Genomic DNA, 18958 nt, shown 5'->3' on the forward strand with positions numbered 1-18958 from the left:
GGCTCTAATCAGGCTTTAACAGCCGCAGCAGTATAACGCTGCGGCTATGAGCTTGGGCTGGCGCGCGTTTGGATACCAGGCAATTGCATCAGGGGGCTGGGTTGGGTTGCGCGCTGTGGATTGACTCTAGCGCCGCAAGCACCTCGGCAGATAACTTCAGATCGGAGCTCGCAAGGTTGCTATCCAGCTGTTCGAGCGATGTCGCGCCAATGATATTGCTGGTCACGAAGGGTTGCTGCGTCACAAACGCCAGGGCCATCTGTGCCGGATCCAGACCGTGCTCGCGAGCGAGGGCGACATAGCGGGAGCAGGCCGCCTGTGCCTGTGGATTGGTATAGCGGGCAAAGCGGCTGAACATGGTTATGCGCGCGCCGGCGGGGCGTGCGCCCTGCTCGTATTTGCCGCTGAGCATGCCGAACGCCAGTGGCGAATAGGCAAGCAGGCCGCATTGCTCGCGGATCGCTATTTCTGCCAGGCCCACCTCGAAGCTGCGGTTGAGTAAGTTGTAAGGGTTCTGGATCGACACTGCACGCGGCAAGCCTCTGGAATCGGCCAACTGCAGAAATTTCATCATGCCCCATGGGGTTTCGTTGGACAGGCCAATATGGCGAATTTTCCCAGCCTTTACTTGCTCGTCTAGTGCGTCCAGCGTTTCTTCCAGCGGAGTGAAATCCTCTGATTGATGCCGGTAGCCGAGTTGGCCGAAGAAGTTCGTACTACGCTCGGGCCAGTGCAGTTGGTAGAGGTCTATCCAGTCCGTCTGGAGACGCTTCAGGCTGGCGTCGAGGGCGGCAACGATGTGCTGACGGTTTAGCTTCAACTGGCCGTCACGAATGTGGCTGATGCCATTGCCCGGTCCGGCAATCTTGCTCGCCAGGATCCAGTCGGCTCGGTTCCCGCGGGCTTTGAAGTAGTTGCCAATGAAACGCTCGGTGGTCGCATAGGTCTCGGGCTTCGGCGGCACCGGATACATTTCTGCGGTATCGATGAAATTGATTCCCGCTCCCTTTGCGCGATCCAGTTGGGCGAAGGCTTCGCTTTCTTCGTTCTGTTCGCCCCAGGTCATTGTGCCTAGGCAAAGTGAGCTGACTTTTAGGTCGGTGCGGCCTAGCTGGCGCTGTTCCATACGGTGTCCTTTTGATGATCTTGTGTGTCGGATGGTTTGCTGACTGATAAGTTTCTGCTCCGCCACCTGTCTGGCTGGCTTGGAGCATCTCTCTAAAGCTTGCTAGCTGGGGAGTATTCTGGCGATCGCTTCGGCTCAGGCGGAAATTGCCGCCTTCGCCGCCTTGAGAGTCGAAGCGGCTTGCTATTTTGCTCGTAATCAGGATAATTCCGCAGCCTGTCGCCGGGGATGCCTAGCCCGCTGACGCAAAAACAAGGTAGGGGATGCCTAGCCTACCAAACACTGCCGTAGCGGACGCGCTGACCCGAGCCCCCGATAGCGTCTGTTTCCGGCTGTCCTGGCCTTGCCAGGGCGAGCACCATTCAGTAAGATTCGCCGTCTTATTTTCAGGGCGGCCCCTGAGGCTATAACGAATGAAGACTTTTACTGCTAAACCGGAAACCGTCAAGCGCGACTGGTTCGTCGTCGACGCTGCCGGCCAGACCCTGGGTCGTCTGGCAACCGAAATCGCTAGCCGCCTACGTGGCAAGCACAAGGCGGAATACACCCCTCACGTCGATACCGGTGATTACATCGTCGTTATCAATGCCGAGCAAGTACGTGTTACCGGTGCCAAGACCACCGACAAGATGTACTACTCTCACTCCGGTTTCCCGGGTGGCATCAAGTCGATCAACTTCGAGAAGCTGATCGCCAAGGCGCCAGAGCGTGTGATCGAGACCGCGGTCAAAGGCATGCTGCCTAAGAATCCGCTGGGTCGCGACATGTATCGTAAGCTGAAGGTGTACAAGGGTGCCAATCATCCGCATACCGCTCAGCAGCCCCAAGAACTGAAGATTTAACGGAATAGTTCATTATGTCGGCGACTCAAAATTACGGCACTGGCCGTCGCAAGACTGCAACCGCGCGCGTCTTCCTGCGTCCGGGCACTGGCAAGATTTCCATCAACAACCGTGAGTTGGATAACTTCTTCGGGCGTGAAACCGCTCGCATGGTTGTTCGTCAGCCGCTGGAGCTGACCGAGACCGTCGAGAAATTCGACATCTACGTCACCGTTCTCGGTGGTGGTGTAAGTGGTCAGGCTGGTGCGATCCGTCACGGAATCACCCGTGCACTGATGGACTATGACGAGGCTCTTCGTCCTGCTCTGCGCAAGGCTGGCTTCGTTACTCGCGATGCTCGCGAAGTTGAACGTAAGAAAGTCGGTCTGCGCAAAGCGCGTAAGCGTCCGCAGTACTCGAAGCGCTAATCAGCTTCACAAAAAACGCCCAGCTTCTTCCGAAACTGGGCGTTTTTTTATGGGCGATAGCAAACCCTGCGACAGCTTGTCGCGCGCTCAATGCCCCGATTTTCGGGGCTTTGAGCTGGGTTGTGTCAGGTTATTACCTTGTCATGCGAGGGGCTTTTCTTTACCATTTGGCGAATTTTTTCGCGGCCTCGTTTTACGGTAGACGCACGTAGTAGACGCCTGCTTTCGGTAGGCCATAAGAAACTGATGGGAGACGACTGAATGAGCAATGACGGCGTGAATGCTGGCCGGCGTCGCTTCCTTGTAGCCGCTACTTCGGTAGTAGGTGCTGCAGGAGCGGTGGGCGCCGCGGTCCCGTTTGTGGGATCGTGGTTCCCGAGTGCCAAGGCCAAGGCGGCCGGCGCACCGGTTAAGGTAAATATCAGTAAGATCGAGCCGGGCCAGCAGATGATCGCTGAATGGCGTGGCCAGCCGGTGTTTATCGTGCGTCGTACCGAGGAGGCACTGGCTAACCTGGGCAAGCTCACCGATAGGGTTGCTGATCCGAAGTCTGAAGCATCCGTACAGCCAGCCTACGTCGATCCGCAGGTTCGCTCGATCAAGCCAGAGCTGCTAATTGTGGTTGGGCTCTGTACGCACCTGGGTTGCTCACCATCCTTCCGGCCAGAAGTTGCGGCCCCCGATCTAGGCGCTGATTGGCTCGGCGGCTATTTCTGCCCGTGCCATGGTTCGAAATATGACTTGGCTGGCCGCGTCTTCAAGGGGCAGCCGGCTCCCTTGAACCTGCCGGTTCCCCCACATACGTACGAGACGGACACCACAGTCGTCATCGGCGTGGATCAGGAGAGCGCGTGATGAGCAAGTTCATGGAATGGGTTGATGCGCGCTTCCCCGCGACCAAGATGTGGGAAGACCATCTAAGTAAGTACTACGCACCGAAGAACTTTAACGTGCTCTACTTCTTCGGCTCCCTGGCGTTGTTGGTTCTGGTCAACCAGATTCTCACCGGTATTTGGCTGACGATGAGCTTCGAGCCGTCGGCAGAGGGTGCGTTTGCGTCTGTCGAATACATCATGCGTGACGTGGAGTACGGCTGGATCATTCGCTACCTGCACTCCACCGGTGCATCGGCGTTCTTCGTCGTGGTTTACCTTCACATGTTCCGCGGCATTCTCTACGGCTCCTACCAGAAGCCTCGTGAGCTGGTATGGATCTTCGGCATGATGATCTATCTGGCGCTGATGGCTGAAGCTTTCATGGGTTATCTGCTGCCGTGGGGCCAGATGTCCTACTGGGGCGCCCAGGTGATCATTTCGTTGTTCGGTGCCATTCCGGTTATTGGTGACGATCTAACCCAATGGATCCGTGGCGACTATCTGATCTCGGGTATCACTCTCAACCGCTTCTTCGCGCTGCACGTCATCGCTCTGCCGATCGTGATTCTCGGCTTGGTAGTGCTACATATTCTTGCTCTGCATGAAGTGGGTTCGAACAACCCGATGGGTGTGGACATCAAGAAGAGCAAGGATGAAGCGGGAGTGCCTCTTGATGGCATTCCGTTCCATCCTTACTACACGGTCAAAGACATCGTCGGTGTGGTGGTGTTCCTATTCGTGTTCTGCGCCATCGTGTTCTTCTTTCCGGAGATGGGTGGGTACTTTCTGGAGAAGCCGAACTTCGAGGTTGCGAACGCTTTCAAGACGCCTGAGCACATCGCGCCTGTCTGGTACTTCACGCCTTATTACGCGATTCTGCGTGCGGTCCCGGACAAGCTCCTCGGTGTTATCGCCATGGGCGCCGCGATTGCCGTGCTGTTCGTGCTGCCCTGGCTGGACCGTAGCCCGGTCAAATCCATGCGCTACAAAGGCTGGATGAGCAAGATCGCGCTGGTGTTGTTCTGCATCTCCTTCGTCATCCTCGGCGTGCTTGGTGTGCTGGCTCCTACTCCTGAGCGCACGTTGGTATCTCGGATCTGTACTGCTATCTACTTCGGTTACTTCATCCTGATGCCGTTCTACACCAAGCTCGAGAAGACCAAAGTAGTTCCGCAAAGGGTGGCTGGCTGATGAAAAAGCAATTTGCTGCATTGATTCTTGCACTCGTGCCGGCATTCGGTTTTGCCGCTGGCGGTGGCGTTCACCTTGATGAAGTGGATGTCGACCTGACCGATAAGGTTGCGCTGCAGGATGGCTTGAGAACCTTCGCCAACTACTGCATGGGTTGCCATAGCGCGCAATATCAGCGTTACGAGCGCGTTGCGACCGATCTGGGTATTCCAGAGGAAGTGATGTTGGACCAGGTCGTGTTCAGTGACGCCAAGATCGGCGACCACATGAAGATCGGGATGAAGCCGGCAGATGCCAAAGGCTGGTTTGGTGCGGCTCCGCCGGACCTGACGCTGGTAGCGCGAGTTCGTGGTAATGACTGGCTGTACACTTACCTGCGTAGCTTCTATGAAGACCCTACGCGTCCTTACGGCGTCAACAATACCGTGTTCCCGAACGTGGGCATGCCTCACGTGCTGGCACCGCTTCAGGGCCGTCAGGTGCTGCCGAGCAAGTTGCCTGAGGGCGAGTCGGTTGCATGCAAGCAGGTTCAGGTCGTTGAAGATGGCCGCAAGCAATTCGATCCACTCACCGGCACCCCGATCACGCACGAGGATTGCCACGTGTTGACGGTCGTGAAAGGCACTGGTGAGCTGACCGAAGCGGAGTACGACGAGAAGATCAAGAATCTCGTGACCTTCCTGGCTTACTCGGCCAACCCGGTCAAATTGGAAAGCCAGCGCATCGGTACCTACGTGCTGTTGTTCCTGGCGTTCTTCTTCGTGTTCGCCTATTTGCTCAAGCGCGAATACTGGAAAGACGTCCACTGACCCTTAGCTGTTTTGCGGTACCCTGCGCGCGCCCTTCTGGGCGCGCGCGTTTTTCTGCCATTCGATAATTCAGCAAAGGAGGGACCCTATGGCCGCGACCAATCGGTTGGCCTGCTATTCCGATCCCGCCGACCATTATTCGCACCGAGTGCGCTATGTACTCGCCGAGAAGGGCGTCAGCGTCGAGATAATTGACGTCGACCCGGCAAATTGCCCGGGCAGGTTGATCGAGGTAAATCCGTACGCCAGCGTGCCTACGCTGGTGGATCGTGATCTGGCGCTGTACGAGCCTAATGTGATCACTGAGTATCTGGAGGAGCGTTATCCGCACCCGCCGTTGCTTCCTGTCTATCCGGTGGGCAGGGCAAATACGCGACTTCTGGTGCATCGAATTCAGCGGGATTGGTGCGCACTGGTGGATCAAATCGCTGATCGCCGTACCGCCGACGCGGTGCGGGCTCAGGCACGCAAGGAGTTGCGTGAGAGCCTCACGGGGGTCTCACCAGTGTTCGCTGAAAAACCTTTCTTCATGAGCGACGAGATCAGTCTGGTAGATTGCTGTCTGTTGCCCATCCTGTGGCGTTTGCCCAGACTCGGAATAGAGTTGCCACGGGCGGCCAAACCGCTGCTCGACTATATGGAGACTAATTTTGCTCGTGAGGCCTTCCGGGTCAGTCTATCCGCCGTTGAGCGCGGCATGCGCTAAGAGAGGCTGTATATGACTTCAAGTCGTCCTTATCTCGTACGGGCGTTGTATGAGTGGATCGTGGACAACGAGTACACGCCACACGTGCTGGTCAATGTCGAGCACCCTGGGGTTCAAGTGCCGGCGGGTTTTGCCAGTGACGGGCAGATAGTATTGAACGTTGCGCCGAGTGCCGTACGCCAGCTGCAAATGGACAATGACGCGATCAGTTTCGAGGGACGTTTCGGTGGCGTTCCGCACAGGCTGCATGTGCCATCCGCTGCGGTGATGGCGATCTATGCGCGTGAGAACGGGCAGGGCATGGTGTTTGAGATCGAGTCGACGCCGCCCGAGGACGATACGCCCAGTGACGATTCCTCGACTGATTCAGGCGCATCGTCGCGCCCAGCTTCGGCAAAGCGCCCTAGCCTGAAAGTCGTTAAGTAAGCGGCGGCAAGCCTCAAGCCATAAGTAAGGACCAAAGCTATCCGGTTTGACGGGGCTTTGTTCCGATCAACTGGCTTGAGGCTTGAGGCTTGAGGCTTGAGGCTTGAGGCTCGAGGGCTGCCGCTAATCGATATACTCGAACAGCTTCACGATGCGTTGTACGCCGGAAACGCCTTGCACCACGCTAGTGGCGCGGTTGCCTTCCTGGCGAGTGACGAGGCCGAGCAGGTAGACGATGCCGTTCTCAGTGATCACCTTGATGCGTGAGCCCGGTACGTTTTCGTCAGTCAGCATCTGTGCCTTGATCTTGGTGGTCAGCCACGAGTCATTGCTGCGGGCTAGTGCTGAGGAAGGTTGCAATACCTGAAGCTCGTTGTGCACGCGCTTGACGCGCTGGACGGAGCTTGCCGCCTGTTCGGCTGCTTCTTTGAGTTCGCTGCGCGGCGTCTGTCCGGCGAGCAACACCACGCCGTTATAGCTGGCAACGACAATATGCGACGCCTGGTCCAGGTCGGGGTGGGCTTTGGCTATGTTTACCGCGGCCTTGGTCTCGATCAGCGAGTCGTCGATCCTGCTGCCGATCGTGCGGGTTCCCCTGTCATCATTGATGGGGTCATCGCGCGTGGCGGTGAGTACTGAACTGCAGCCCGTGGCTGCCAGGCATAGCGCAAGCGTAAACGCGTGCAATCGAACCGGGTTCATTCTTCGCTCCCGAACAGTTGGTTATCGATCAGATCACAAAGGCAATGAATCGTCAGCAGATGCACCTCCTGGATGCGCGCGGTCACCTTTGCCGGTACGCGTATCTCGACATCCTCGGGGAGCAGCAGCGAAGCCATGCCGCCACCATCGCGACCGGTCAGTGCTACCACCAGCATTTCACGGTCATGAGCGGCCTGTATCGCCTGGATGACGTTGGCGGAGTTGCCGCTGGTGGATATCGCGAGAAGCACATCGCCAGGTTGACCCAGTGCACGAATCTGCTTGGAAAAGACCTCGTTGTAGCTGTAGTCGTTGGCAATCGAGGTGATTGTCGAGCTGTCGGTTGTCAGGGCTATTGCCGGCAGGCTGGGACGCTCGCGCTCGAATCGGTTGAGCAGCTCGGAGGAAAAATGCTGGGCATCGCCCGCAGAGCCACCGTTGCCGCAGGTCAGGATCTTGCCTTCGCTGAGCAGCGTATTGACCATTACTTGTCCGGCTTGCTCGATGCAGGGAGCAAGTGCCTCCATCGCGTGCTGCTTGGTTTCGATGCTGGCCTGGAAAAGTTGGCGTATACGGGTTTGCATGTCCATCGGTGTTTGACCTTCAAATGACGGGCTGGCCCGCGTGGGCCATGCCGTAAACGATCTTGGAGCTGCCGGTGCGGTTGCGAATGTCGGGCTCAGCCATCGAACGCGTTGCGGATCCAGTTAGGTGTATCTGCGGTGTCGGTCGCCTCGATGGCGACAACGTCAAAGCGGCACGGGTGTCGAAACCACCGGCCTTCTTTCTGCAGAAATAGCTGAGCAGCCTTGATCAGCTTCCGTTGTTTGCGTTGGTCGACGCTTTCAAGTGCGCCGCCCCAAGCGGCGTGGCGCCTATAGCGAACCTCGACGAATACTACTGTATCGCCATCTAGCATGACCAGATCAAGCTCGCCGCTACGGCAGGACCAGTTGCGATGCAGCAGGCGCAGGCCATGTCGCTCCAGATAACGTTGCGCATAGGTTTCCGCCAGTTGCCCGCTGTGCTGTTTGTCGGTGGTTGTCAATACAACGTTTCCCTGAGCGGCTGGACCTCGCCGTCATGGAACTCGGCCCATGGAAGACGACGCTCGATACGCTGTTCAGGAGTCAGGCTGAGAATTCCCGAAAGCCCCTCCAGCCGTGTTTCCGGCAAGGCCAGGAGTTGATTCAGGCGTGGTGCCAAAAGGTACGCATCGGCACCCATCGCATAGAGCCTGCCGAGGCTTCCGCGGGCCTGTGGCCACTTGCGTTCGATCTCCTGGCGAAGTGGTAGCTGGGGATCGAGAAGCCATGGCGTTTCGGTGAAGCGGATACCTTCCAGGTCAAGGTACTGGGTGCGGTTATCCGTTGCGGCATGCAGATGGGAGGTGGCGTAGACCGGGAGATCCCCGGCGTACTGGAATATTAATGTGGGCTTTACTTGCTGAGCCTGTTGCGGAGTCGCCGCGAGGAAGAGGAAATCGACGTCCTGGCGCCGCGTTGGCTTCGATTCGGGGCTGGGGCTGCTGCGTACCTGCAGCAGGTCGGCTATCTGACTGGCCAGCTCGATCGGTTCGGCGAGGGGTTCGGCAGCAACCACTGTTCCGCCCTGCTCCTGCCATTGTTGGCGAAAGGCTTCAAATACCCGATTGCCCCATTCCCCACGAGGCGTCAACGCTATTGCCCGGCGGTGCCCGTCGGCCCAGGCCCGGCGCGCTACTTCGCGTGCCTCGTCCTCCGCGGCAAGGCCGAACTGGAACAGTTGCGGTGGCACCTTCTGGTTTGCATCGCTGTAGTTCAGCGCAAGGGTGGTGATCGGAAGTTGCTCCCGATCGGCCAGTTGACGGACTAGATCCTTGTCCAGCGGGCCGATAACGAGTTCAACACCCGATGCGCTTGCTTGCCGGTAAAAGTCATCCAGGGAGGATAGGCGGGAGCTGTCGAACAACTCGATCTTCAGGTCTCGCTGTGCTTTTAGGTGAGCGGCGAGAAAGCCGTCACGCAGAGCGCGCGCTACGCTGGCCAGGGGGCCTTCCATTGGCAATAGAAGCGCTACGTGTGACAGCGGTTGGTCAGCCAATTCCCGCAACTTAACCAATGGATCCGGTAAGCGTCGTGCGGCTGGGTGGTTGGGGTTCTGTTGGATCCAGGCGTCGATCGCGCGTTGCTGCTGCCCGAGCGTGCCGGCCTGCTTTATGGTTGCTGCAAGGGTCAGCCAGCCGGAAAGATCCGTGTCTGCGGTCGGTTGTAGCTGGTCTGCCGGTAGCATGGAAACAAGTGACCAGATGGCCTCGTGGTTCTGCTTCGCCGACTCACCGCTCAACAGTGGTGCGATGAAGGTTCGTTCGCGTGCCGCGTCGAGGGGCTGGTTGTTTGCCTCAAACGCTTGCGCCCGCGCCAGCTGAGTGCGCAGTTGCTGGTCTACGGGAAGCTCTGCGAGGCGCTCGAATGCTGGATGCTGCAAAGCTTCGAGGGCGCGCTGCGGGTCTTTGTCGGCCAATGCCAGTTCGGCTTGCAGCGTCCGCGCAAACATCTGCTGTGCAGGCATCAGCTGGTCTATGGTGATCTGCTCAAGAATCTGTCGTGCCTGGGCTCGGTTGCCCTGCTGGATACTTTGGTCAGTTGCGGACAGCCGCAGCAATGCAGCCTCGGCTGGATCGCTGGCATCGGCTTCCTTCAGCAGTTGTTGCGTCGAGGCCTGCGGGGTGCGCGGTAGCTCGCCTAAGGTCGAGGACGGCGAGGTGGCACAGGCCGAAAGCACGGCGGCAATACATAAGAAGAGAAACGGGCGAAAGCGAACCATCATGTGATCATTCCTGGAAGCACTGGCGGGTGTCGACGGATTGTACCCAAGCCTCGTAGGGGCTGCGATGTTGTGACCGCTAAACGGGCTACAATGCGCGTTTTACCTGATTGAGGTACGCCCTGTGACTGCATCAGATGTCGTGAATTCCGCTACAGGCACGCTCTATGTTGTCGCTACGCCTATTGGAAATCTCGAGGACATCAGCGCGCGCGCGCTGCGGGTATTGGCGGAGGTCACGCTGATTGCGGCGGAAGATACTCGTCATTCGGCTCGACTGCTGCAGCACTTCGGTATTGCCACGCCATTGGCTGCGTGCCATGAGCATAACGAGCGCGATGAAGGGGGGCGCTTTATCGAGCGGCTTCTGGCTGGAGATGATGTGGCGCTCATCTCCGACGCCGGCACGCCACTGATATCTGACCCCGGTTATCACCTGGTCAGGCGGGCGCGCGCGGCAGGCATGCAGGTCGTTCCGCTACCCGGTGCCTGTGCACTTATCGCGGCGCTTTCGGCTGCTGGTTTGCCGTCCGATCGATTTATATTCGAAGGATTTTTGCCCGCAAAGCAGGCGGCACGTCGTACGCGGCTCGAGTATTTGAAGGAAGAGCCGCGCACCCTGATCTTTTATGAGGCGCCGCATCGCATTCTCGAATGCCTTCAGGACCTAGAGTTGGTGTTTGGCGCGGAACGGCCCGCTGTGCTGGGGCGTGAGCTGACCAAGACATTTGAGACTTTGAAGGGGCTGCCTTTGAAAGAGCTGCGTGCCTGGGTGGAGTCCGACAGCAATCAGCAGCGGGGCGAGTGCGTGCTCGTGGTTGGCGGCTGGCAGGCACCGCAGGGCGGAGATGCGGTCGATGCACATGTGCGCCGAGTGCTGCAGTTGCTATTGGCGGAATTGCCTGTGAAGCGCGCCGCGGCTGTTGCGGCGGAGATAACCGGCGTCAGGAAAAATCTGCTTTATCAGCTTGCGCTGGAAGACAAGAATCAAGGCCGTTAGATCGATTCTTGCCGAAGCTTATTGCGGCCCTGCTGCACGCTGCAGCTTGCAGGCTAATGCACGGCAAAGTACCCTGACGGCCGGAGAGTCGATCGGACAGTCGCTGTCTCTTTTTGTTCCGCAAGAAGGGAGGGAGGAAAGTCCGGGCTCCATAGGGCGAAGTGCCAGGTAACGCCTGGGAGGCGCGAGCCTACGGAAAGTGCCACAGAAAATAACCGCCTAAGCGCTTCGGTGCCGGTAAGGGTGAAAAGGTGCGGTAAGAGCGCACCGCACGGTTGGCAACAGTCCGTGGCTAGGTAAACCCCACTTGGAGCAAGACCAAATAGGGATCCATTGGCGTGGCCCGCGCTGGATCCGGGTAGGTTGCTAGAGGCAGTCAGTGATGGCTGTCGTAGAGGAATGACTGTTCTAGACAGAACCCGGCTTACAGATCGACTCTCCGACTTCTTCCGAAACACCTTCTCTTTTTAGTCCAAAATATTCTTGCTCTTAACAAAGTACTTTAACTTTGAAGTGCAGGTTTTTGGGCTGCCTGAGATTATTTTACCGATCTCTTCCCCTCGTTGCCGTTTATCCCCTCTTTGCTCGTTAAATCCCCGTCACATAACGGTTTTTCCCGCCAAGCGCACCTTGACGGTGGGGTCGCTGCATTTCTATAGTGCGCACGAGTGGTAAAAAGTGGAATGAAGTGGGTATTTATGGGTATGAATAACTAATTTCAGGGGAAGCGCAGCCGTGTTTCGCGGAGCAAACGCCATCAGTCTCGATGCCAAAGGGCGGCTAGCTATGCCCAGCCGGTATCGTGACGAGCTCGTTTCGCGCTGTGAGGGACAGTTGATCATCACAATCGACGCTGTTGATCGCTGCCTCTGTATCTACCCACTTCCTGAATGGGAACTGATCGAAGCCAAGCTCCGCGAATTGCCGTCACTGCGTGAAGAGAGCCGCCGGTTGCAGCGCCTGCTTATCGGCAACGCTGTAGATCTGGAAATGGATGGCAGCGGCCGCGTGTTGGTGCCGCCACGTTTGCGTGAGTACGCCGGGTTGGACAAGCGAGCCATGCTGGTCGGGCAGTTGAACAAGTTCAGCCTGTGGAACGAGGACGACTGGAACGCGCAAGCAGATGCGGACCTGGCGGCCATTAAACAACCCGGTGCCTTGCCGGAAGAACTGCGTGACCTAATCCTGTGAGCCAGACCAGCTATAACCACATAACCGTGTTGCTCGACGAGGCCGTTGCGGCGCTCGCTGTGCGCTCGGATGGCCGCTATCTGGATGGAACGTTCGGACGTGGGGGGCATAGCCGTCTTTTGCTGCGGCAGCTTGGGCCTGATGGCTATTTGCTAGGTTTCGACAAAGACCCGCTAGCAATCGCTACGGGGCAAGCACTGGCGGCCGAGGATGGCCGCTTTGTCGTTGTGCAGAGAAGTTTCGCCGAGCTCGGTGCCGAGGTTACGCAACGCGGCTGGACCGGCACCTTGAGTGGCGTGCTGCTGGATTTAGGCGTGTCTTCGCCACAGCTGGACGATCCGGAGCGCGGCTTTAGCTTTCTCAATGATGGCCCCTTGGATATGCGTATGGATCCCAGTCGCGGAATCAGCGCGGCCGAGTGGATCGCGACTGCCGCCGAAGACGACATCGCTCGGGTATTCAAGGAATACGGCGAGGAGCGCTTCGCCAAGCGCATGGCGCGTGCGGTGGTGCAGCGTCGAGCCGAACGGCCCTTCGAGCGGACAGCTGATCTCGCTCAGGTATTGACTGTCGCCAATCCGGCCTGGGAGAAAGGCAAGAACCCGGCGACGCGTGCATTTCAGGGCTTACGCATTTTCATCAACAACGAACTCGGCGATCTGGAAGCTGGGCTCGAGGCTGCCATCGAGGCGCTCGAGGTTGGCGGCCGGCTGGCAGTAATTAGCTTTCATTCGTTGGAAGACCGCATCGTCAAGCAGTTCATGCGGCGTCATGCCAAGGGCGAGGCGGACACCCTGCCGCGCGACCTTCCGATCATTCCTGAGAAATTCGTGCCGCGTCTGAAGCTCTTGGGTAAACCTCAATACGCCTCTGCTGAAGAGATCAAGGCCAACCCGCGCTCGCGCAGCGCCGTGATGCGCGTTGCGGAGAAGCTGCGATGAGCCAGCTTCGGCGATCGATGCCGCGCGGCAGCCTGTTGATGCTGGTGCTGTTCGTTGCTGTGTTGCTTTCGGCAATCGGTGTTGCCTACAGCGCGCATTGGAATCGCCAGTTGCTAAATGAGCTCTATGGCGCGCTCAGCGTGCGCGACAAGACGCAGGCTGAGTGGGGTCGCCTGATATTGGAGCAGAGCACATGGACCGCTCATAGCCGCATCGAGACGCTCGCCACCGAACAACTGGAAATGCAAATTCCGGCAGCGGCGGATGTCAGGTTGGTGGCGCCATGAAACTCCAGGGCGCGCTCTATCCTTGGCGTTTTCGTATCGTGCTAGCCCTGCTGGCCCTGATGGTCGGCGCCATTGCATGGCGTATCGTCGACCTGCAGGTGATCGATCAGGACTTCCTGAAAAACCAAGGTGATGCGCGCAGCGTGCGGCACATTCCCATACCGGCGCATCGCGGTCTGATCACCGATCGTCACGGCGAGCCGTTGGCGGTCAGCACTCCAGTGACAACGCTCTGGGCCAACCCGCAGGAGTTGCAGGCGGCGAAGGCACGTTGGCCCGAATTGGCGAATGCGCTGGGGCAGGAGCCGGGCGCTGTCCAGCAGCGCCTCGAAGGGCAGGCCGAGCGTGAATTCATCTACCTGGTGCGTGGACTGACCCCCGAGCAAGGGCAGCGCGTGCTGGACCTGGATATTCCGGGCGTCTACTCACAAGAAGAATTCCGCCGGTTCTACCCTGCGGGCGAAGTTGCTGCGCATGTAGTCGGCTTCACCGATATCGATGATCGTGGTCGGGAAGGCCTGGAGCTGGCATATGACGAGTGGCTTGCAGGCGTCCCCGGCAAACGCCAGGTGCTCAAGGATCGCCGTGGTCGGCTGATCAAGGACGTACAGGTGACCAAGAATGCCAAGGCCGGCAAAGCCCTGGCGCTCTCCATTGACCTGCGGTTGCAATATCTGGCGCACCGCGAGCTGCGCAACGCATTGTTGGAGTTCGGCGCCAAGGCCGGCAGCCTGGTGATGCTTGATGTAAAGACCGGGGAGGTGCTGGCCATGGTCAACCAGCCGACCTACAACCCGAACAATCGCCGCAACCTGCAGCCGGCTGCGATGCGTAACCGGGCATTGACAGACCTGTTCGAGCCGGGTTCGACAATGAAGCCTATCTCCATGAGCGCGGCGCTCCAAACGGGCCGCTGGAAGCCCAGTGATCTGGTCGAGGTCTGGCCAGGCTGGTTGCGCATCGGTCGCTACACCATTCGTGATGTCACCAGATCCGAAGGGCGCGAACTGGACCTGACCGGCATCCTCATCAATTCGTCCAACGTTGGCATGAGCAAGATCGCCTTCGATATCGGTGGCGCAGCCATTCATGACGTCATGAGCAAGGTCGGTTTCGGTCAGGCGACCGGCCTGGGCTTCCCCGGTGAGCGAGTCGGCAACCTTCCCAGTCATCGCGAATGGCGCCGGGCCGAGACCGCCACGCTTTCCTATGGGTACGGCCTGTCGCTGACCGCGGTGCAATTGGCTCATGCCTATGGCGCGCTGGCCAACAATGGTCGCCTTGTGCCCTTGTCGCTGACCCGCGTCGATCAGCAGCCAGAGGGCGTCGAAGTGGTTCCGCCAGAGGTTGCCAAGACGGTCCAAGGCATGCTGCAGGAGGTCATCGAGGCCCCGCGCGGCGTGTTCCGGGCCCAGGTGCCGGGTTATCACGTGGCGGGTAAGAGCGGTACTGCACGTAAGGCATCGTCAAGCAGCCGGGGCTACCAGGAAGATGCCTATCGCTCGATGTTTGCCGGTTTCGGGCCGATGAGCGATCCGCGCATTGCCATTGCGGTGGTGATCGACGAGCCCAGCAAGGGCGGTTACTACGGGGGCCTGGTGTCGGCTCCGGTATTCAGTCGCGTGATGTCCGGCGCGCTGCGCCTGATGAATGTTGCCCCCGACAATCTGCCCCCAGTGGAAGAAGTCCAGACGGCCGAGACGGCCAAGCCGAAGGGAGGGCGGATCTGATGCCGATGCCGTTGAATCAACTGCTACCGCAGGCCGGCAGCGCCACTTTGATCCGTGAGCTGACGCTGGACAGCCGCAAGGTGCGTCCGGGTGACCTGTTCCTCGCTGTGCCTGGCTTGCAGCAGGACGGTCGCTTGCACATCGCGGATGCGATTTCCCGCGGCGCGGCCGCGGTCGCTTACGAAGTTGACGGCGCGGCCGAAATGACGGCAGTAAGCGCTGTGCTGGTGCCGGTCCGCGACCTGGCGGAGCAGTTGTCAGCGATCGCTGGACGTTTCTATGGCGAGCCAAGTCGCAGCCTCCACCTCGCTGGGGTTACCGGAACCAACGGCAAAACCAGCGTGACCTATTTGATCGCCCAAGCGCTGGATCGTCTGGGCGAACGTTGCGGGATCATCGGTACCCTCGGCACTGGTTTTCATGGTGAGCTAGTGCTCGGCCAGCACACCACCCCGGATGCGATCGGTGTGCAGGCCAATCTTGCGAACCTGCGCAAACAGGGCGCACGCGCCGTGGCTATGGAGGTGTCATCCCACGGTCTGGATCAGGGCCGGGTTGCAGCGCTGGCGTTCGATGTTGCCGTATTCACAAACCTGTCTCGCGACCATCTGGATTATCACGGATCGATGGAGGCCTACGGTGAGGCCAAGGCGCGACTGTTCACGGTGCCCGGGCTCAGCTGCCGTGTGATAAATCTCGATGATGCGTTCGGGCGCGTCCTTGCTGCTGAAAAAGGCGAATCACGGCTGATCACTTACAGCCTGGACGATGCCTCCGCTTATCTTTACTGCACGCAGGCGCGGCTGGACGACGATGGGATTCATGCTCGCCTTATCACACCGCAAGGAGAGCGTTCGCTGCGCAGCCCGCTGCTGGGCCGTTTTAATGTCAGCAATGTCCTTGCTGCGATAGGTGCGCTGCTGGGAATGAACTATCCGCTGGACGAAATTCTCTCCGTATTGCCGGAGATCGAGGGTCCTGTCGGTCGCATGCAGCGTCTGGGCGGCGGCGATCGCCCATTGGTGGTGGTTGATTACGCACATACGCCCGATGCCTTGGAGAAGGTTCTTGGGGCACTGCGACCTCATACCCGCGGCAAGCTGCTGTGCCTGTTCGGCTGCGGCGGCGAGCGTGATCGTGGCAAGCGTCCGCTGATGGCTGAAGTCGCCGAGCGGTTGGCTGATCGAGTCGTGGTGACCGATGACAATCCACGCAATGAGGATCCCATACAGATTCTCGACGAGATCCGTGCCGGCTTCAGCACACCGGAAAACGCGACCTTTGCGCCGGGGCGCGCCGCAGCCATAGCGAGCTGCATCGCGGCTAGCCATGTCGACGACGTGGTGTTGCTGGCCGGCAAAGGCCATGAGGATTACCAGGAAATCAAGGGAGAGCGCTTGCCGTTCTCCGATCTCGACCAGGCCGCGATCGCCCTGGCTGCGTGGAGGGGCTCCGATGCTTGAAGCCATGCGTTTGACGGATCTTGTCGCCTCACTACCCGCTGAGTTGGTGGGTGCTGATGTGTCATTCAGCTCGGTTAGCACCGATAGTCGTGCGATCGCGCCGGGGCAGTTATTTGTCGCCCTGACCGGCCCTCGTTTCGATGGTCATGCATACCTGGCCGAGGTCGCGTCAAAAGGCGCCGCCGCCGCTTTGGTCGAACGGCGTGTGGAAAATGTTTCGTTGCCCCAACTGGTGGTTGCGGATAGCCGCATCGCTTTGGGCCAGTTGGGTGCGATGAATCGCGCTGCCTTTGCCGGGCCTGTAGCGGCAATTACCGGTTCCAGCGGCAAGACCAGCGTCAAGGAGCTGCTCGCCAGCATCCTACGCGCCGCCTACGGTGCCGACGCGGTGCTCGCCACTCGCGGCAATCTCAATAACGATCTTGGCGCTCCGTTGACTCTGCTCGAGTTGGCACCACAACACAGCGCAGCGGTGATCGAGTTGGGCGCATCGCGTCCCGGAGAGATCGCATATACGGTCAGCCTGACGCAACCAGATGTCAGCTTGATTACCAATGCCGGTACCGCCCATGTCGGCGAGTTCGGCGGGCCCGAGAAAATCGTCGAGGCCAAGGGCGAGATACTCGACGGACTCGGCGCCGATGGCATCGCGGTGCTCAATCGCGACGACAAGGCCTATTCGATTTGGGAGCGACGGGCAGCCGGTAAACGCGTGCTAAGCTTCGCGACGAAGAGTCCCCTGGCTGATTTCCATCCCGCTTCGATTGCCTACGATCCGCGCGGTTGCCCGAATTTCGTACTAAACGGGCCCTCCGGATCCATGCGTGTGCAGCTTAATCTGCTCGGCCGCCACAGCGTGGCCAATGCACTCGCCGCAGCGGCCGCGGCGCATGCGCTGGGTGTCGCGCCGGAACACATCGTCGCCGGCCTGGAGAGTTTGCAGCCGGTCAAGGGCCGAGGTGTTGCGCAGATGCTAGGCAATGGCGTGCGCCTTATCGACGATACCTACAACGCCAATCCGGCATCGATCTGCGCGGCCATCGACGTGCTGACCGGCTTTGCCGGGCGCACCGTGTTGGCGCTAGGCGACATGGGCGAACTGGGCGATTGGGCCGAGCAGGGGCACCGCGAAGTCGGCAGCTATGCGATCGGCAAAGTCGATACGTTATTTGCCGTCGGTCCGCTGATGAAGCATGCCGTCGATGCCTTCGGTGCTGGTGGTCGTCATTTTGCCGATCAGCAAAGCCTGATCGCGGCCCTGCGCCTGGAGCAGGGCAACGCCACCACTATTTTGATCAAGGGATCACGGAGCGCCGCGATGGACAAGGTCGTCGCTGCGCTTTCCGCATCCAGCACGGAGAAACGTTGATGCTGCTGCTACTCGCCGAGTATCTGCAACAATTCCACACGGGCTTCGCGGTCTTTCAGTATCTGTCCCTGCGTGGAATTCTCGGCGTACTCACCGCGCTGGTGCTCTCCCTATGGATGGGGCCCTGGTTGATCCGCACCTTGCAGTTGCGCCAGATCGGTCAGGCTGTACGTACTGACGGTCCGCAGTCGCACCTGTCAAAATCCGGCACGCCGACCATGGGCGGGGCATTGATCCTCAGTGCCATCGGTATCAGCACGCTGCTTTGGGCTGACTTGGCCAACCGCTACGTCTGGGTGGTCTTGGCCGTCACGTTGCTGTTCGGCGCGATTGGCTGGGTCGATGACTATCGCAAGGTCATTGAAAAGAATTCCCGCGGCTTGCCAAGTCGCTGGAAGTACCTCTGGCAGTCCGTGTTCGGTCTCGGTGCTGCGATCTTCCTTTATATGACTGCGCAAACGCCGGTAGAGACGACACTGATTCTGCCGCTGCTGAAGAACATCGAAATACCGCTGGGTATTGGCTTCGTAGTCCTGACTTACTTCGTCATCGTCGGTTCGAGCAATGCGGTGAATCTCACCGACGGGCTCGATGGCTTGGCGATCATGCCGACCGTGATGGTCGGTGGCGGGTTGGGCATCTTCTGCTATCTGTCGGGTAACGTGAATTTCGCCGAGTATCTGTTAATTCCCTACGTACCGGGTGCCGGCGAGTTGATCGTGTTCTGCGGCGCGCTGATCGGCGCTGGGTTGGGCTTTCTATGGTTCAACACCTACCCGGCCCAAGTCTTCATGGGTGACGTCGGTGCGCTGGCGCTCGGCGCCGCGTTGGGGACTATCGCAGTGATCGTCCGCCAGGAAATCGTGCTGTTCATCATGGGCGGCGTGTTCGTGATGGAAACCCTGTCGGTAGTAATTCAGGTCGCCTCGTTCAAATTGACCGGCAAGCGGGTTTTCCGCATGGCACCGATTCATCACCACTTCGAACTCAAGGGCTGGCCCGAGCCCCGTGTGATCGTGCGCTTCTGGATCATCACGGTGATTCTGGTTCTGGTCGGTCTCGCCACCCTGAAACTGAGGTAATAAAGA

Annotated in this window: 20 protein-coding genes and 1 other RNA gene; 16 read left to right on the forward strand and 5 right to left on the reverse strand. The window is 59.1% G+C overall.

What is annotated here, in order from left to right; translation table 11 throughout:
• Positions 1-88: 88 nt before the first annotated feature.
• A complete protein-coding gene (locus D7241_RS15455) occupies positions 89-1126 on the reverse strand; it encodes an NADP(H)-dependent aldo-keto reductase (RefSeq protein ID WP_408102251.1) in 1038 nt (345 codons plus the stop codon).
• Positions 1127-1539: 413 nt separating this feature from the next.
• Here D7241_RS15455 and rplM point away from each other — a divergent pair, with 413 nt between their 5' ends.
• The 7 genes from rplM (at position 1540) to D7241_RS15490 (ending at position 6382) form a co-directional block, all read left to right on the forward strand.
• A complete protein-coding gene (rplM, locus tag D7241_RS15460; protein WP_019342644.1) occupies positions 1540-1968 on the forward strand; it encodes a 50S ribosomal protein L13 in 429 nt (142 codons plus the stop codon).
• Between the two features lie 14 nt (positions 1969-1982).
• Positions 1983-2375, forward strand: a complete 393-nt coding sequence (gene rpsI, locus D7241_RS15465) for a 30S ribosomal protein S9 (RefSeq protein ID WP_255983121.1) — start codon at positions 1983-1985, stop codon at positions 2373-2375.
• 261 nt (positions 2376-2636) lie between these two features.
• On the forward strand, positions 2637-3230 hold the full coding sequence (gene petA / locus D7241_RS15470; protein WP_408102252.1) for a ubiquinol-cytochrome c reductase iron-sulfur subunit: 594 nt from the start codon (positions 2637-2639) through the stop codon (positions 3228-3230).
• Positions 3230-4441 carry a cytochrome bc complex cytochrome b subunit gene (locus tag D7241_RS15475; RefSeq protein ID WP_408102253.1) on the forward strand — a complete coding sequence of 404 codons (1212 nt, stop codon included), beginning with the start codon at positions 3230-3232 and terminating at the stop codon, positions 4439-4441. The genes petA and D7241_RS15475 overlap by 1 nt, the downstream gene beginning before the upstream one ends.
• A complete protein-coding gene (locus D7241_RS15480) occupies positions 4441-5250 on the forward strand; it encodes a cytochrome c1 (protein ID WP_408102254.1) in 810 nt (269 codons plus the stop codon). Before D7241_RS15475 ends, D7241_RS15480 begins: the two co-directional genes overlap by 1 nt.
• A gap of 88 nt (positions 5251-5338) precedes the next feature.
• Complete coding sequence (locus D7241_RS15485; RefSeq protein WP_408102255.1) at positions 5339-5956, forward strand: glutathione S-transferase N-terminal domain-containing protein; 618 nt, start codon at positions 5339-5341, stop codon at positions 5954-5956.
• Between the two features lie 12 nt (positions 5957-5968).
• Positions 5969-6382, forward strand: coding sequence for a ClpXP protease specificity-enhancing factor (locus tag D7241_RS15490; RefSeq protein WP_255983111.1), 414 nt, complete (start codon positions 5969-5971; stop codon positions 6380-6382).
• A 123-nt stretch (positions 6383-6505) separates the two neighbouring features.
• On the opposite strand, the gene D7241_RS15495 is transcribed toward D7241_RS15490, so the two are convergent.
• From D7241_RS15495 to D7241_RS15510, 4 genes are all read right to left on the reverse strand, one after another.
• Complete coding sequence (locus D7241_RS15495; RefSeq protein ID WP_255983109.1) at positions 6506-7084, reverse strand: BON domain-containing protein; 579 nt, start codon at positions 7082-7084, stop codon at positions 6506-6508.
• Positions 7081-7674, reverse strand: a complete 594-nt coding sequence (locus tag D7241_RS15500) for a phosphoheptose isomerase (RefSeq protein ID WP_255983107.1) — start codon at positions 7672-7674, stop codon at positions 7081-7083. The genes D7241_RS15495 and D7241_RS15500 overlap by 4 nt, the downstream gene beginning before the upstream one ends.
• 89 nt (positions 7675-7763) lie before the next feature.
• Positions 7764-8132, reverse strand: coding sequence for a YraN family protein (locus D7241_RS15505; RefSeq protein ID WP_408102256.1), 369 nt, complete (start codon positions 8130-8132; stop codon positions 7764-7766).
• Entirely contained in the window at positions 8129-9892 is a 1764-nt protein-coding gene (locus D7241_RS15510) for a penicillin-binding protein activator (RefSeq protein ID WP_408102257.1), read from the reverse strand. The genes D7241_RS15505 and D7241_RS15510 overlap by 4 nt, the downstream gene beginning before the upstream one ends.
• A gap of 121 nt (positions 9893-10013) precedes the next feature.
• On the opposite strand from D7241_RS15510, the gene rsmI reads away from it, so the two are divergent.
• The 9 genes from rsmI (at position 10014) to mraY (ending at position 18952) form a co-directional block, all read left to right on the forward strand.
• On the forward strand, positions 10014-10889 hold the full coding sequence (gene rsmI / locus D7241_RS15515; RefSeq protein WP_408102258.1) for a 16S rRNA (cytidine(1402)-2'-O)-methyltransferase: 876 nt from the start codon (positions 10014-10016) through the stop codon (positions 10887-10889).
• 84 nt (positions 10890-10973) lie between these two features.
• Positions 10974-11332, forward strand: an RNA gene (rnpB, locus tag D7241_RS15520) — RNase P RNA component class A.
• 292 nt (positions 11333-11624) lie between these two features.
• Entirely contained in the window at positions 11625-12080 is a 456-nt protein-coding gene (gene mraZ, locus D7241_RS15525) for a division/cell wall cluster transcriptional repressor MraZ (RefSeq protein ID WP_408102259.1), read from the forward strand.
• Positions 12077-13021, forward strand: coding sequence for a 16S rRNA (cytosine(1402)-N(4))-methyltransferase RsmH (gene rsmH / locus D7241_RS15530; RefSeq protein ID WP_408102260.1), 945 nt, complete (start codon positions 12077-12079; stop codon positions 13019-13021). Before mraZ ends, rsmH begins: the two co-directional genes overlap by 4 nt.
• The gene (gene ftsL / locus D7241_RS15535; RefSeq protein ID WP_255983096.1) at positions 13018-13308 is read left to right on the forward strand and encodes a cell division protein FtsL; all 291 of its coding nucleotides are present in this window, start codon (positions 13018-13020) and stop codon (positions 13306-13308) included. Before rsmH ends, ftsL begins: the two co-directional genes overlap by 4 nt.
• On the forward strand, positions 13305-15038 hold the full coding sequence (locus tag D7241_RS15540) for a peptidoglycan D,D-transpeptidase FtsI family protein (RefSeq protein ID WP_408102261.1): 1734 nt from the start codon (positions 13305-13307) through the stop codon (positions 15036-15038). Before ftsL ends, D7241_RS15540 begins: the two co-directional genes overlap by 4 nt.
• The gene (locus D7241_RS15545) at positions 15038-16501 is read left to right on the forward strand and encodes a UDP-N-acetylmuramoyl-L-alanyl-D-glutamate--2,6-diaminopimelate ligase (protein WP_255983092.1); all 1464 of its coding nucleotides are present in this window, start codon (positions 15038-15040) and stop codon (positions 16499-16501) included. The genes D7241_RS15540 and D7241_RS15545 overlap by 1 nt, the downstream gene beginning before the upstream one ends.
• On the forward strand, positions 16494-17870 hold the full coding sequence (gene murF / locus D7241_RS15550) for a UDP-N-acetylmuramoyl-tripeptide--D-alanyl-D-alanine ligase (RefSeq protein WP_408102262.1): 1377 nt from the start codon (positions 16494-16496) through the stop codon (positions 17868-17870). Before D7241_RS15545 ends, murF begins: the two co-directional genes overlap by 8 nt.
• A complete protein-coding gene (gene mraY / locus D7241_RS15555; RefSeq protein WP_255983087.1) occupies positions 17870-18952 on the forward strand; it encodes a phospho-N-acetylmuramoyl-pentapeptide-transferase in 1083 nt (360 codons plus the stop codon). Before murF ends, mraY begins: the two co-directional genes overlap by 1 nt.
• The last annotated feature ends 6 nt before the right edge of the window (positions 18953-18958 follow it).

It is taken from the genome of Stutzerimonas sp. VN223-3 (assembly GCF_045999685.1).
Classification (GTDB): domain Bacteria; phylum Pseudomonadota; class Gammaproteobacteria; order Pseudomonadales; family Pseudomonadaceae; genus Stutzerimonas; species Stutzerimonas stutzeri_AR.

Bases quoted from the DNA above. Each gene is read 5' to 3' on its own strand.
- D7241_RS15455 (WP_408102251.1), bottom strand. From the start codon at position 1,126: ATGGAACAGCGCCAGCTAGGCCGCACCGACCTAAAAGTCAGCTCACTT.
- rplM (WP_019342644.1), top strand. From the start codon at position 1,540: ATGAAGACTTTTACTGCTAAACCGGAAACCGTCAAGCGCGACTGGTTC.
- rpsI (WP_255983121.1), top strand. From the start codon at position 1,983: ATGTCGGCGACTCAAAATTACGGCACTGGCCGTCGCAAGACTGCAACC.
- petA (WP_408102252.1), top strand. From the start codon at position 2,637: ATGAGCAATGACGGCGTGAATGCTGGCCGGCGTCGCTTCCTTGTAGCC.
- D7241_RS15475 (WP_408102253.1), top strand. From the start codon at position 3,230: ATGAGCAAGTTCATGGAATGGGTTGATGCGCGCTTCCCCGCGACCAAG.
- D7241_RS15480 (WP_408102254.1), top strand. From the start codon at position 4,441: ATGAAAAAGCAATTTGCTGCATTGATTCTTGCACTCGTGCCGGCATTC.
- D7241_RS15485 (WP_408102255.1), top strand. From the start codon at position 5,339: ATGGCCGCGACCAATCGGTTGGCCTGCTATTCCGATCCCGCCGACCAT.
- D7241_RS15490 (WP_255983111.1), top strand. From the start codon at position 5,969: ATGACTTCAAGTCGTCCTTATCTCGTACGGGCGTTGTATGAGTGGATC.
- D7241_RS15495 (WP_255983109.1), bottom strand. From the start codon at position 7,084: ATGAACCCGGTTCGATTGCACGCGTTTACGCTTGCGCTATGCCTGGCA.
- D7241_RS15500 (WP_255983107.1), bottom strand. From the start codon at position 7,674: ATGGACATGCAAACCCGTATACGCCAACTTTTCCAGGCCAGCATCGAA.
- D7241_RS15510 (WP_408102257.1), bottom strand. From the start codon at position 9,892: ATGATGGTTCGCTTTCGCCCGTTTCTCTTCTTATGTATTGCCGCCGTG.
- ftsL (WP_255983096.1), top strand. From the start codon at position 13,018: ATGAGCCAGCTTCGGCGATCGATGCCGCGCGGCAGCCTGTTGATGCTG.
- D7241_RS15540 (WP_408102261.1), top strand. From the start codon at position 13,305: ATGAAACTCCAGGGCGCGCTCTATCCTTGGCGTTTTCGTATCGTGCTA.
- D7241_RS15545 (WP_255983092.1), top strand. From the start codon at position 15,038: ATGCCGATGCCGTTGAATCAACTGCTACCGCAGGCCGGCAGCGCCACT.
- murF (WP_408102262.1), top strand. From the start codon at position 16,494: ATGCTTGAAGCCATGCGTTTGACGGATCTTGTCGCCTCACTACCCGCT.
- mraY (WP_255983087.1), top strand. From the start codon at position 17,870: ATGCTGCTGCTACTCGCCGAGTATCTGCAACAATTCCACACGGGCTTC.